The sequence below is a fragment of the Saccharothrix sp. NRRL B-16348 genome, from assembly GCF_001280085.1.
GTDB lineage: Bacteria > Actinomycetota > Actinomycetes > Mycobacteriales > Pseudonocardiaceae > Actinosynnema.
This window is the reverse complement of sequence record NZ_LGED01000238.1, coordinates 1-13,026: the sequence shown is the minus strand read 5'-3', so window position 1 is coordinate 13,026 and position 13,026 is coordinate 1. Positions and strand designations below refer to the sequence as shown.

Below are 13,026 nucleotides of genomic sequence, written 5' to 3'. Positions count from 1 at the left end.
TCCTGGTGGACGGGATGTGCGTGCGTGTGTACGCAGCGTCCGGCCGGGGTAGTCCGGGCGGGCCGTGTGCACGCGTGTCTGCACGGCAGGCCGGCTCAGGCCGGCCGGGTCAGACTGGCGCGGAACGTTGAGCAAACCAGCCTCCGCGTCGGTCTGACCACCCCTTTTCGTCGCACGTGCCGTTCGGTTCAGTCGGACGTGCAGTTCAGGTCCGGGTCCGGGACGGAGGGGCCGTTGGCGGTGAAGCCGAACGTGGTGGACGCGTCGGCCGGCAACTTGCCGTTGTGCGCGGCGTTGGTGACGGTCACCGAGTCGTCGTCCACGGTGAGGGTGCCGTTCCACAGGTTGCTGATCGCGTGGCTGGCCGGGCGGGGCCAGGTGACGGTCCACGCGGTGAGGGGGTTGCCGCTGACGTTGCGCACGGTCACGTGGGCTTGGTAGCCGCCCGGCCAGGAGTTGGTGATGCTGAAGCGGGCGGTGCAGGTGCGTGGTCCGGCGGGTGTCGCGGAGGTGGGGACGGTAGTAGTGGTGGTGGGGGCACTGGTGGTGGTGCTCGTCGTGGTGGCGACGGTGGTGCTGGTCGCGGGGGTGGTGTCGCTGGGGGTGGGGTCGGTGGTGTCGCTCGGGGCGGCGTCCGGAGCCGGTTGGGCGTTGCCGGTGGGGTCCGTGCGGGCCAGCGAGTTGCCGATCACGATGCCGGTCGCGACCAGCACGATGGCGCCGGCGATGAGGGCGATCCGTCGCCACGGGAAGCGGTGCAGGGCCCGCAGGGGGCGGGTGTCGCCGTTCTGCGAGTCGTTGGGGTACGACGTGGTGGGCTGGGCGTCGGCGGGCTGGGGGTCGCCCGGCAGCGGTCGTCCTTCCATCACCGCGCCCAGCAGGGTGTGCAGCTCGGCCATCGTCGGCCGGCCGGCCGGGTCGCGGCAGAGCACGCGTTCCAGGACGTCGCCCAGCGGGCCGGTGAAGTGCATCGGCGCGACCTCGCCGTCCGCGATGCGTCGGAGCAGGGCGTACGGGTTGTCGGTCGTGCCGAACGGCGGGTGGCCCTCCAACGCGGCGTAGAGCGTCGCGCCCAGCGAGTACACGTCGGAGGCGAACACGGCCTCCTGGCCCGCCGCCACTTCCGGCGCGAGGAACGCGGGTGTGCCGACGACGACCCGGGGGTCGGTCACGGTGCGCTCGCCGATCGCGCGGGCGATGCCGAAGTCGGCGATCTTCGCGGTGCCGTCCTCGGCCAGGAGGATGTTGAACGTCGTGACGTCCCGGTGCACGATCCCGTCGGCGTGGGCGGCGGCCAGCGCCGACGCCACCTGCCAGCCGACGCCGGCGACCAGCTCTTCGGGCAACGGGCCGCGTTCGTCGACCAGTTCGGCCAGCGTCTTGGACGGCAGGTACTCCATCACCAGGCAGGGTTTGCCGCCGTGTTCCACGACGTCGTGCACGGTGACGGCGTGGGGGTGTCGGAGCCGTGCCGCGACCCGTCCCTCCCGCACGATCCGCTCGACCGCGCCCGGCGAGTCGGCCGCGTTGAGGAGCTTGACCGCGACGGCCCGCCCCAGGCGCTCGTCGCGCGCCCGCCAGACGACCCCGGCAGCCCCGCGTCCGACCAACTCCACCAGCCGATACCGCCCGGCGATGACCTCGTCCCGTTCCGACACAGCCAGAAGCTACTTGCCCGGCCGGTCGCACGGCCACCTCCAGACGACCGGGGATGGGATGTGTGGGGTCGCAATCCGAGATCAAGACCTCGGTCCGGCGGGCCCGGTGGCGGGTCCGGCCCGATTCGACCTGGCTTCGACCAGCCTGAGGCACCCGAGCCCGGGTCACATCGGGCCTGGTGGGTGGTCGCGGGTCTGTTGTCGGGTGACTCAGGTCCACCAGCGGGCGATCTCGGTGTGTCGCTCCTGGTTGCTCCAGGTTGGCTCCTGGTAGCCGACGATGTAGTGCACCGGGATGATCGACCTCGTCCGCTGGCGTGGGAACACGTGGATTTGCAGCTTGTTGACGCAAGTGGAGCACGGGTGGTTGTCGGAGAACAGGGCGATCGGTTGCCAGTGCGGGCCGTGCAGTGCGTTGAGCCTTTCGACCAGCACCATTTCGGAGTGCTGTTGGCCGGGGTCGTTCCACTCGCCGATGTAGTCCTCGCCGGGTTGGCCCGTGCTCGTCGTGTACTCGTAGTGCAGCACCGCGAAGTTGCCGCCGCCGTTGCCCCTGGCCCGGCGCGCCGTGCCGTACCTCCGGTAGACCTCTCTCAGGAACGTGTTGTGGTTCGGGCGGGAGGCCGCCCTGGTCGAGCGGTAGTCGGGCACTGCGGAAGCCGCTGTGTCGCCGTGGCTCCTAGTGTCCGCGGGGGTCCGCTGCACGACCCGGTCGTGCCCGCCGGCCGGTGTGGTGGCGCTGGTGGCGGAGCCGGACATGGCTCGACGTGCGGTGGCTTCCGCGGCCTGTTCGAACGCGTCCTGCGGGTGGGAGAGCGCCAGGCCGTCCCCGCGGTCGGTGCCCGTTACCGGACCGCTGCGCTGTTGGACGACGTGCACCAGTTCGTGGGTCAGGGTGTGCAGGTCGCCGCCGCCCTCGCCGACCACCACGTGGTTGCCGGAGGTGTAGGCCTTGGCGCCGATCTCGGTGGCCGACCGCTGGGCTGCCGGGCCGGTGTGCAGGCGCACGTCGGAGAAGTCCGCGCCGAGCCTCGCCTCCATCTCGGTCCGGACGTCTCGATCCAGGGGTTGTCCGGGGGAGCGCAGCACGCCGGGTACCTCCGAGCGCTGGACGGCGGTCTGCTCCTCGTCGTCCCGGAGGTCGGAGACCAGTCTGGCCACCGCGGCGTTGCCGATGCGGCGTTGCAGTGACAGCAGCTCCTGTGGTCGTGGAGTGGTAGTGCCTTCAGGGTGGGGGTGTGCGGCCGGGTCGGTGGCACGGCGCCGATCCGCTGCCGTGCCCCGGTGCACCGATTCGTGTCCGTACATGGCGCCGCCCTTCCTCTCCGGTGACGACACCACCTGCCTATCCCGTGTGGCGACCCGCGAGTAGGGCATGGAGGGCAAGGGCAGGGCAGAGTCCCGATCCGCGCAGTCGGCCGGCAGGGACTGGTCGGGCAGGGTGCGGTGGTGGGCGGTTCAGGTGGTCTCCAGGAGGCCCTGCTCGAACAGCCACTTCGCGGTCGCCGTGGCCTGGTGCGCGGGCAGGTGGGTTGACCAGGCGTGGACGAGGTCGGACAGGGTCGTGGTGTGGTGCAGGTGGTCGAGGAGCGGGGCCAGTTCGGTGTCGGCGATGTGCGCGATCGGCGTCGGCAGGGACGGGTGGGTCAGGGCTCGGCGGGTGGTGACGAGGTCTCCGACCGGGCACGGCGTCGGCACGATGGCGGCTTCGGGGGAGAGCCGGACGGGGCGGTGGAGGTGCGCCGCGGTCAGCGGGGTCGGCGGGCGCGGGGCCGGGGGAGGAGTGGCTCGGCGGCGCCAGAACGGCTGGTCGCGGTGGGGGTGGTGGCGGTGGTAGTGGGCGGCGGTCCAGGTGGCGTGGCGGGTGGTGGTCCGGTCCTGAGCGGCGCGGTAGAAGGCGAGGGCGGCGGTGCGGTCGCCGTGGGAGAGGAGGGTGTGCACGGTGACGGCGGCGGCCATGGCGCTGTGCAGCGCGCTGTCCACCCCGGATGACGTCAGCGGGTCGAGGGCGAAGGCGGCCTCGCCGACCTTGATGCTGTCGTCGGTGACGGGGGTGTCGTCGCGGTAGCCGGTGGCGTCGCAGACGGCCACTCGGAGTGACGCCGGGCGGTGTGGGAAGAGGCCGGTGGTGTCGAGGAGGTGCTGGAAGAGGCGGTCCGGGCGGTGGGCGCGGAGGAGGTCGGCGTCGATGAACGCCATGGCGCGGAACGCCCCGTCGGGCAGGGGCGCACCCCAGCACCAGGTCCGCGGTCCCGTGCCGATGCGGGTCGGGCCCGTGCCCGGCCAGACGGCGTGCAGGGCGAGGGTCTTCGGGCCGGTGGCGGTGGTCGTGCCGCCGGAGACGCGGTGTCGTCCGCTCGCGTCCACCAGGAAGCGGGCACGCACGGTGTCGCCGGGCAGGGGAACGTCCCAGCCCGTCGGGGTACGCCTGGGTCGTCCGGCCCGGGATGGTTGGCGGACATCCACCCCGGCGGCTCGGGCGGCGGTGAGGAGGGCGTGGTCGAACCGCCCTCGGTCGACGGTGACCGCACGGGGATCGGGCGCGACGAGGTGGGTGGTGGTGTCCTCCCAGCGGACCAGCGTGCCCTGGGACGGCAGGGCGCCGTCGAGGGCGTGCCCGAGCCCGAGGACGTCGAGGAGCGGCGGCACGCCGGGTGACAGCGCCTCGCCCACGTGCGGGCGGGGGAACGGGCGGCGTTCCAGCAGCACGACGCGGTGGCCGAGGCGGGCCAGGCGCAGGGCGCACACCGAGCCCGCCGGGCCGCCGCCGATCACGCAGACGTCCGTCATCCGGTGAAGTAGTCGGGACGTGCGGCGAGCAGGCGGCTGTAGACGGACAGGCAGTGGTGCAGCCAGCCCCGGATGTAGTCGCAGGCGGGCCGGCCGCGGCGGATCACCTCGTGGTGGCAGCCGCCGCCGCACAGGTACCGGGCCCAGCACCCGGTGCACGGCTCCTGCCGGTGCACGTGGCGGTCGGTGAGCCAGCGGGCGCGTTTGACGTCGTCCACGCCGGTGGTCAGGTCGCCCATCGCGCCGTCCTCGTCGCCGACGAACCGGTGGCACGCCGAGAGGTCGCCGTCGGCCGACACGCCCAGGTAGCCCGCGCCCGCGCCGCACGGGTAGGGCCGGTGCGTGCCGCGGTGGATCTCGCGCAGCGCGGTGACGAGGTTCGTGAACGGGTAGCGCTGCCCGGCGAGGACCCGGCGGACGAACTCCTCGCCGCACGCGGTCATCTGGTCCAGCATCAGCTCCAGGTCCGGCGACGCCATCTCGCCCTGCCCGTTGGGCGAGCTGAGCATGGGCGAGAAGCCGACGCCGTGGAAACCGGCGGCGGTGAACTCGTCCAGCGTGCGCGGCAGGTCGAGGTTGAGCGGGGTGACCGTGACGCGGGCCGAGACCTGCATCCGGCGTTGCATCGCCAGCAGGGGCGCGACCCGGTCCATGACGCGCCGGTAGCTGCCGCGGCCGTCGCGGTGCGGGCGCAGCAGGTCGTGCCGCGCGCCGACGCCGTCGAGGCTGACCGTGACCGCGAAGCCGTGCGCCTCGAAGAACTCGCCGTCCTCGGGCGTGAGCAGGGTGCCGTTGGTGGTGATGGAGAACGTGACCGGGATACCGGTCCGCCGCGAGACGGTGACGGCGTACTCGGTCGCGGCGCGCACGACCGGCCGGTTGATCATCGGCTCGCCGCCGAGGAACGCGAGGTTGACCCGCTCGCCGGGGGCGGCGTCGAGGAACAGCCTGTCCACGGCGGCGAACGCGGTCGCCTCCGGCATGTTCTTGGCCGGCCCGCCGAAGTCGCCCTGCTGGGCGTAGCAGTAGGTGCAGCCGAGGTTGCACTTCTGGGCGACGGCCAGCGACAGCGCCCGCACCGGTGGCGGGTCGGGCGCGAGGTCGTCGATCTGGCGCGGGGCGTCGAGGCCGAGGTCGGCGAGCACGGTGTCCATCGCGCGGGGATCGGGATCACGGCGTGCGGCGTCGATCCGGTCGTAGAGGGCCTGGGCGACGCCGAACAGGCGGCTGCCGTCGGCGATCAGCACGCGTGGCCCGGCGTCGGTGTCGAGCAGGTGGACGTCGGGGTGGACGGGGGCGGAGTCCGCGAACAGCCGGCTCGCGGTCACCGGCCGTCGCCCGTCGACTCGGGGTCGACGTGGTCGGGCACGTCGTTGCCGCCCACGATGAACCGCAGCCTGCCCTGCCAGTCCTGGAACAGCTCGTCGTAGCTGACCAGCCGGGAGTCGAAGCGGTTGTCCAGCACGTACTCGCGCGGCTCGCGGTCCTTGGCGAACCAGTGGTTGCCGGTGGTGGTGCCCGCGGCGGTGTCCTCGACGTTGACGTAGTCCGGCCGGCTGGCGGCCCAGTAGTAGCAGGCGCACTCGCGGTAGTCGTTCTGCCAGGGCGAGCACAGGCCGCGGGTCAGGTCGCCCGGCCCGGCCATCTCCTCGGCGATCACGGGGAGGCGGCCGCCGGTCGCACCGCTCTTCGCGAACAGTGCCCTGACCTCGAGCTGCACCACTTCGAAGCGCGGATCGGGCAGCTCCGGGGGCTTGCCGACCGGTTTCGGCGCCGGTTCGCTGGTGAACAGGCACGGTACGGTCCGCCCGACGTGGTCGGCCAGCACGTCGGCCAGCGAGTTCGACCACTCCAGCATCGTCACGCCGTCGGGGTTGTCCGCCGAGGTCAGCCGGGAGGAGCCGCTGCCGGGCCGGGTCGGGCCGAACAGGTCGCCGATGACGTCGTGGTCGCCGACGGTCAGCAGGCGGCGGCCGACGAGCCGCTCGTGCTCCTGGTCGGCGCCGACCACGTAGTTGTCGGACTCGTGCAGCTCGATGCCGACCAGCAGCCTGCGCCAGATGTTGCGGATGTCGAACTCCAGGCCGGGGAACGCGTTCGAGATCGCCGACTCCGGCAACGTGCTCGGCGGGTTGCCCGCGGCGTTGTAGTGGAGTTGCGCGGTGAGGTTCATCGGGTCGATCCGGTCGTCGCTCATCGCGGTCCTCCGGGTCCTTCGGTGGCCTGCCGGAAGATCTCCTGCCTGGCGGCGAGGCGGACGAGGTCTACCTGGCGGCGGGTGAGTGCCAGCGACCGGCCGTCCGCGCCGCGCATCAACGCGGGCATCTTGCGCCTGCCCTTGGCGGTGAGGTCGCCCACCTCGTGGTGGTCGCGCAGCACGTCCGCGAACCACGGCGCGGTGCCGCTGCGCAGGGCGGCGAGCACGTTCTGGTGCAACGCGAGCACCGCGGCGGTGTCCACGAGGGACGGTGCCATGATCGGCTCGTAGAGCCGGCCGGTGTCGGCCGTGTCCTGCCGCACCATCGTGCTGGCGGCGTCGACCCGGCCGTCGACCGTGTTGCCGTTCATCACCTCGGTGTTCATCAGCCGCACGGTCTCGGTGGCGCGGCGGACCACTTCCTCGGCCACGGCGCGGGCGTGCTCCAAGGTGTCCTCGCCGGTCGCCGCGGGTCCGAACATCGCCTGGTCGAGTTCGTCGGCGACGGTGCGGATCGGGACGACGTCCGGCGCGTAGGCGGGCGGGCCCGCGCCGATGCGCCCGTAGGCGACCAGTTCGGTGCCGCCCACGTCGAGCTTCACGTGCACCAGGCCGTCGCACTCGTCGTCCAGGTAGCCCCGGCTCACCCACGCGCCGTCCGGGCCGTCGTCGCCCGCGTAGATCTGGGCCGGGATCGTCAGCCGCGGATCGCCCGTCCGGTCGGCGTGACCGCGCCACGTGCCTTTCGAGGCGTCGTAGAGGAAGTCGACCACGTTCGGGTCCGGGTCGGTGGGGCGATCGGTGTACGCGGCGCCGTAGACGTGGCCGCCGGCGGGCGTGAAGCGCAACCGGATGCCCGGGAACTCCGGCGTGGGCTTGACGTAGCGGACGTGGCCCAGCGGCAGGAACTTGTCGGCGAGGAAGTTGGCGCACTGGCCGATCAGCTCATGCGCGGTGTGGTCGCTGAACCACTCGGTGTCGGCGTCGATCCGGTCGTTGTCGTCGTAGGTGCGGCGTTGGATCTTGTGGTTGCCGACCTCGACGCGCCACTGCACGTCGTCGGGTGTGAGGTTGTCGGCCTCCAACAGGTCGACGGTGAGGGGTCGCAGCACGTCGTCCGAGGTGAGCGCCCAGACCTCCAGGAACGGCGCGACGGGCCGGACCTTGCCCTGCCCGTCGGTGAACCGCAGCTCCGCGGGGGTGTCGTCGCCGGTGATGGCGCCCGATCGCGGGTCGATCCGGAACGTGGGCGCCGGGCGCAGCCGCCGTGGCGCGAGCGGCTGGTCGGGGTCGGTCTCGGCGGTGTAGTTGTCCATCGGTTCGGCGGCCGAGCCGAGCCGTCCGACGGCCAGCGGCGGCAGGACGCGCAGTTCCCGGATCGTCGTCATCGCGTGCACCCCTTGCGGCTGAGGACGTGCTCGATCTGCTCCAGCGCCCGCCGGTCGGACTCCCGCAGCGCCACCAGGTAGGGGTCGCCCGCGCTGGCCGGCGCGGTGTTCAGCAGCTGGTCGGTGAGCAGCCGGGACGCCTGCACGAGGTCGCGTTGCAGCAGCCAGCGGTCGTGGTCGTGGTGCGGCAGTTCGAGGCTGTAGGGCATCTCGAACGGCGGACCGGCCAGCAGGCCGCCCGGCACGTTCTCCTCCAGCGGCAGCTCGACCAGGCGGCCGGCCAGGGCGCGCAGGTTGTACATCTCGCCGAACGCCCGGTGCACCAGCGCGCCGCGTCCGGTGAGCACGCCGCCGTTGTCCACCGGACCGGACAGCAGGAACGCGTGCGAGATGTCGGTGAGCAGCATCCGGTAGCGCAGGTTGAACAGGTGGCCCCACAGCGCCGTGACCGGGTCGGTGATCGGGTTGGTGGTCACCTCGGCGGCGGCGTAGCCCACCGGCTCCGACTCGTTGAGCCGGTGCGCGGTCACGGGGTTCTGCGCGACCCGGCGGGACACCAGCCGCTGCTCGTCCTCGGTCAGCGCGGTCAGCGCGCGGTAGATGCCGAGGAACCGGTTGAAGTGCGACGTCTCGTCCTGCTCGTCGAGGGCCGGCGCCTCGCCCTGCTCGCCGATCTCCTGCAGCGCCTTGCGCGCCGAGTCGCGGGAGAACACGCCGAACACCAGCAGCTCGGGCGACTTCACGTCCGGCACGTTCCCGGCGTCCTGCCCCCGTTCACCACGCGTGTAGCCGCGGCCCCACTCGTCCCACGACGCCTGGTACGGCAGCGTGTCCGCGTGGAACAGCGCGTCGGGCAGGAAGTCGCGGTTCTTCAGGATCGCGTCGATCCGGCTGTAGAGCGCCCCGACCCGGTTGACGTAGTCGCCGCTGGCCTTGGCGGCCCGCTCCTTGATCGCCGTGGCCTCGGGGCCGGACCAGGTGCTCGGGCTCTCCGCGACCACGTACTTGGCGAGCGAGTCCGCGCTCAGCGGCTGGAGGTTGAACGCGAACGGGTAGAAGTCCGAGCCCCAGGGGTAGTCCTCGCGGTCGAGGTTGATCGGGCCGCCCAGCACCGTCAGCAGGTTCTGCACCGTGACGAGGTGGCCCATCTCCTCCTTCGCGATGCCGAGGATGACCTCCTGCCAGCCGCGCACGTCCTCGCGCAGCTCCTCGGGCACCTGCGGCCCGCCCATCGAGTAGGCGGCGAACAGGTACTGCACCATCAGCGAGTGCTCGATCTCGGCCGCGACGTGCAGCAGCATGACGGTGTAGTCGCGCCAGTTGAACTCCGGCGGCAGGACCGGGCGCTCGTCCTCGTCGAGCGACCCGGCCACCGACAGCACCGCCATGGCCGGCGCCCGGTCCTCGAAGAGCTCCGGCACCACCGAGGCGAGATGCCTGTGCACCCTCGACCGCATGGCCTACCCCCGTTCCCGCCGACTGCGCGGCGCACGGGCGAGCGTGCCGGCGTCCGGACACCTCGGACCCCGGTCGCGACCAACGCCAGTCGGGCCGGTGAAACCCCTCATCCGGCCGGGTCTGCCGTGCTGACGGACAGTCGCCGGTGACGCCGGCTGCCGCCACGGTCGGGCGACGACCGTGACCGGTCGGTGGGGTCAGCCCGGACGTCGGCGTGGGGCAGGCGACATGGCCGCGGCCGAGTCGCGCGGTCAGAGATCCTGTCCGGTCCCGACCGGGTGGGCGTGTGCGAGGGGGACGGCGGAGAGGGTGAAGGGGAGTACTTCCGGTGGGAGGCCGGCGATCCAGCGGTTGTACTGGCTGTTGACCACCAGGGCGCGGTTGCCGGCCAGGGAGATCGAGCTGGGGTGGTGGAAGCCGCCGGGTGGTAGGAGACGGGCGGTGTAGCGCCCGCGGGACAGGTCGGCGGACAGCGCGATGACGGTCACCTGGGGGGTGAGGTCGGGGATGTTGTTGATGTTGCCCTGCACCACGTGGAGCAGGCCGCCGCGGAAGGCCAGCCCGTCGCCGTTGGGCAGCCGGTGGCCGCCGAGATCGACCTGGAGCACGTGGCCGGTGCGGCGGTCGATGCGCCAGAGCTGTCCGGTGGTGCTGTTCACCGTCAGCAGGTAGCGGCCGGCGCAGGTGATGCCGTTCAGGTTGTGCCGGCCGTCGACCCAGTCGATGGGGGTGCGGGTGATGTCGAGCCAGCGTTCGAGCCGCCACTGGTCACCGGTGCAGGTCAGCCGGTAGACCACCGGCTGGAACGAGTCGGTGGCGTAGGCGGTGCCGTCCGGGGCGGTGGTGATCTCGTTGATGAAGCCGCCGTCCACGCCGTGCAGCAGGGCCAGCAGGGCGCTGTCGGCCGGGTCGTACACCCGCAGCGTTCCGGTGTCCGCACCGCCGACCAGTAGCCGGCCCTCGGTGTCGACGGCCATGCCCGAGGTGGTGCTGCGCCCGTCGGTGCCGTCGGGTGACCAGGGGCGCACTTCGGGGGTGGTCAGGTGGCCGCGGTAGAGCGTTCCGGTCTCGGCGCTGCCGACGTAGATGTGGCCGGTGCGCGGGTCGACGGCGTGGCCGGTGGGAAAGGCCCGGCCTCCGGGGACGACATACGCCTCCGGCAGCCGGGTGCCGCCGGTCGGCGGGGCTGCCGCTGCCCGCGCGGTCCAGGCGGCGGTCGCTGTCGCCACGGCGGTGGCGGCGGTGGCGGCGGTGGCTGCCAGCAAGGTCCGCCGGGCCATCGGTTGTTGTCCCATCGCTGGATGCTCCCCTGTCCGGATGTGGTCGCGGCTTGTGCCGTGCCACACCATCGTCGAGCAGAACGTCGTCTGCTCCCGTAGCCCTGTTGGGCCAGGTACTGGCACGCCCAGCCACAGCGGAGCGAGGCCGGGGATGATGACCGGCGTGGCTCGTCGCGCAGACCTCGCCCGGCTGCGCCACGCCGGCCCGCACCCGGCGCGGCCCGTTCGGCGGGGTCGAGGGTCGCGAACCGCTTGTGAACCGCTGCGCCGCCTGCTGCACGGTGAGGCGACGGGCATACCGCTGCACATCGTCATGAAGGACGTGCCGTTCGGCGCCTGGTTCATGGCCCAGTTCCTGGACTGGTTCCCGGACGAGGGGACGCGGCGTGCGGCCACCCGGCTGGTGGTGCTCGGCCTGCTCGGCGCCGTGCCGGCCGCGGTCACGGGGTGGGCCGACTGGGTGGCCACGGTCGTCTTCGCCGGCTCGTGGGCGGCTCGCTGGGGCGTCGGGCGGTCGCTCGCAGGGCCGGGCGTGCGGAGGCCGCTCAGCCTGCCGGTTGACCACCGGGCCGGGGTGCGGTGGTCGCTCAGCCTGCCGGTTGAGCGCCGTGGGGTCCGGCCCGGTTCACGTGGTCAGGGTTGCCGGGCCCCGGCGGAGCAGGCCGTCGTCGAGTGGGACGCACCGCTTGCCGCCGCGGCCGCGCAGGGCCTTCAGCGCGCCCGGCGCGATCACGGCGTCCATCCAACCGCACGGGTTCGCGGGCCGGTGCGTTTCGAACCGCACCGGGCCGTCGCCCGAGTCGAGGGTGAACACGTCGTGCCGGGCGAGCCCGTCCACGTCGAACCCGCGCAGCACGATGTTGCGCCGCACGACCAGCGGGCTCGGCGCGGTGTGCAGGCCGAGCCCGTCGGTGACGTGCTCCAGCGACTCGACGGCGAAGACCGTGACGGCGGCCGTGCGGTGCGCGGGCTGGTTGTAGTACCGGTCGCCCACCAGGCCGAGACCCGCCCGGACCACGACCCGCTCACGTGAGACCGGCTCGGGGTCGGGCCGCGGTCCGTCGCTCGGCCGTCCCTCGTAGGCGTGCGCGGGCGACACGTGCAGCGCCACGATCTCGACGGTCGTGCTCACCGCTCGCCGAGTTGCCATTCGGGCCGGACGTAGTGGCAGGTGTAGCCGTTCGGGTAACGCTCCAGGTAGTCCTGGTGCTCCGGCTCGGCCTCCCAGAAGTCACCGGCCTGGGCCACCTCGGTGACGACCTTGGCCGGCCACTTCCCGGACGCGTCCACGTCGGCGATCGTCGCCTCAGCGACCTGCTTCTGCTCGTCGTCGGTGTAGAAGATCGCCGAGCGGTAGCTCGTGCCGATGTCGTTGCCCTGGCGGTCGCGCGTCGTCGGGTCGTGGATCTGGAAGAAGAACTCCAGGATCTGCCGGTAGCTCAGCTGGGCCGGGTCGAAGACGATCTCGATCGCCTCGGCGTGGCTGCCGTGGTTGTAGTACGTCGCGTTCGGCACGTCGCCGCCGCTGTAGCCGACGCGGGTCGAGACGACTCCCGGGTGCCGGCGGAACAGGTCCTGCATGCCCCAGAAACACCCGCCCGCGAGGACGGCCTTCTCGGTCACGGTGGCCATGTGGTCGCTCCGCTCCTAGATCCGATGTCTGCTCCAGGGTGAACGCTCCCACGCCCCGCTGTCATCCCCGGGTCGCTGTGACCCGTGGCTCCACGCGGACGGACCGGGCCCGGTGCGGAGGCTCGCGACCTCCGCACCGGGCCCACCCGCCCGCGTGGCAGGCGGGTGACTACCTGGCCGAACAGGTGGGCGTCATGCCTGCGCCGCTGCCGGTGGCCTGGTAGCCGAACTCGGTCGACTGGCCCGCGGCGAGGTTGCCGTTGAAGCTGACGTTGGTGAAGTTCACCGCACCGGTGTTGCCGCTGCGGTTGACGTTCCACGCGTTGGTGACGGTGGCGCCCGACGGCAGCGTCATCGCGACGGTCCAGCCGCTGACCGGCGAGGAGCCGGCGGTGACCTTCACCGTGGCCACGAAGCCGCCGGTCCACTGGTTCAGCGACACCGTCGCGGTGCAGCCACCGGGCTGCTGCGGAGTCGTGGTCGTGGTGGTGGTCGTCGTGGTCGTGTCGGTGGTGGTCGTAGTCGTGGTGGTGGTGCTGGTGGGGCCGTCGGTCAGGGTGGGGGTGGTCCAGTCGCGCCATTGGGAGAGGTTGCCGGTGGCTTTGCTGTGCATCTGGATGACG

General features: G+C 72.4%; 11 protein-coding genes. All 11 read right to left on the bottom strand.

All coding sequences use genetic code 11. The features are described 5' to 3' along the window. Positions 1–188 precede the first annotated feature (188 nt). Positions 189–1,658: a protein kinase domain-containing protein gene (locus tag ADK67_RS37425; protein ID WP_053721305.1), complete on the bottom strand. Its 1,470-nt coding sequence runs from the start codon at positions 1,656–1,658 to the stop codon at positions 189–191. Positions 1,659–1,868: 210 nt separating this feature from the next. Further along, complete coding sequence (locus ADK67_RS37420) at positions 1,869–2,966, bottom strand: eCIS core domain-containing protein (protein ID WP_053721304.1); 1,098 nt, start codon at positions 2,964–2,966, stop codon at positions 1,869–1,871. Positions 2,967–3,116: 150 nt separating this feature from the next. Continuing rightward, complete coding sequence (gene qhpG, locus ADK67_RS37415) at positions 3,117–4,448, bottom strand: flavin-dependent monooxygenase QhpG (RefSeq protein WP_053721303.1); 1,332 nt, start codon at positions 4,446–4,448, stop codon at positions 3,117–3,119. After that, a complete protein-coding gene (locus ADK67_RS37410) occupies positions 4,445–5,776 on the bottom strand; it encodes a radical SAM/SPASM domain-containing protein (protein ID WP_053721302.1) in 1,332 nt (443 codons plus the stop codon). Before ADK67_RS37410 ends, qhpG begins: the two co-directional genes overlap by 4 nt. Next, on the bottom strand, positions 5,773–6,645 hold the full coding sequence (locus ADK67_RS37405; RefSeq protein WP_053721301.1) for a hypothetical protein: 873 nt from the start codon (positions 6,643–6,645) through the stop codon (positions 5,773–5,775). Before ADK67_RS37405 ends, ADK67_RS37410 begins: the two co-directional genes overlap by 4 nt. After that, positions 6,642–8,033 carry a hypothetical protein gene (locus tag ADK67_RS37400; protein ID WP_053721331.1) on the bottom strand — a complete coding sequence of 464 codons (1,392 nt, stop codon included), beginning with the start codon at positions 8,031–8,033 and terminating at the stop codon, positions 6,642–6,644. The genes ADK67_RS37405 and ADK67_RS37400 overlap by 4 nt, the downstream gene beginning before the upstream one ends. Continuing rightward, entirely contained in the window at positions 8,030–9,478 is a 1,449-nt protein-coding gene (locus tag ADK67_RS37395) for a ferritin-like domain-containing protein (RefSeq protein ID WP_197289803.1), read from the bottom strand. Before ADK67_RS37395 ends, ADK67_RS37400 begins: the two co-directional genes overlap by 4 nt. Positions 9,479–9,742: 264 nt before the next feature. Beyond that, on the bottom strand, positions 9,743–10,786 hold the full coding sequence (locus ADK67_RS37390) for an SMP-30/gluconolactonase/LRE family protein (RefSeq protein WP_157621297.1): 1,044 nt from the start codon (positions 10,784–10,786) through the stop codon (positions 9,743–9,745). Between the two features lie 610 nt (positions 10,787–11,396). Continuing rightward, complete coding sequence (locus ADK67_RS37385; RefSeq protein WP_231648545.1) at positions 11,397–11,903, bottom strand: MOSC domain-containing protein; 507 nt, start codon at positions 11,901–11,903, stop codon at positions 11,397–11,399. Then, positions 11,900–12,403: a peptide-methionine (S)-S-oxide reductase MsrA gene (gene msrA / locus ADK67_RS37380; protein ID WP_053721297.1), complete on the bottom strand. Its 504-nt coding sequence runs from the start codon at positions 12,401–12,403 to the stop codon at positions 11,900–11,902. The genes ADK67_RS37385 and msrA overlap by 4 nt, the downstream gene beginning before the upstream one ends. 169 nt (positions 12,404–12,572) lie before the next feature. Continuing rightward, positions 12,573–13,026, bottom strand: a 454-nt coding sequence (locus tag ADK67_RS37375) for a cellulose binding domain-containing protein (protein WP_197289802.1), incomplete at its 5' end; no start/stop codon positions are given.

Bases quoted from the DNA above. Each gene is read 5' to 3' on its own strand.
- ADK67_RS37400 (WP_053721331.1), bottom strand. From the start codon at position 8,033: ATGACGACGATCCGGGAACTGCGCGTCCTGCCGCCGCTGGCCGTCGGA.
- ADK67_RS37405 (WP_053721301.1), bottom strand. From the start codon at position 6,645: ATGAGCGACGACCGGATCGACCCGATGAACCTCACCGCGCAACTCCAC.
- msrA (WP_053721297.1), bottom strand. From the start codon at position 12,403: ATGGCCACCGTGACCGAGAAGGCCGTCCTCGCGGGCGGGTGTTTCTGG.
- ADK67_RS37420 (WP_053721304.1), bottom strand. From the start codon at position 2,966: ATGTACGGACACGAATCGGTGCACCGGGGCACGGCAGCGGATCGGCGC.
- ADK67_RS37390 (WP_157621297.1), bottom strand. From the start codon at position 10,786: ATGGGACAACAACCGATGGCCCGGCGGACCTTGCTGGCAGCCACCGCC.
- qhpG (WP_053721303.1), bottom strand. From the start codon at position 4,448: ATGACGGACGTCTGCGTGATCGGCGGCGGCCCGGCGGGCTCGGTGTGC.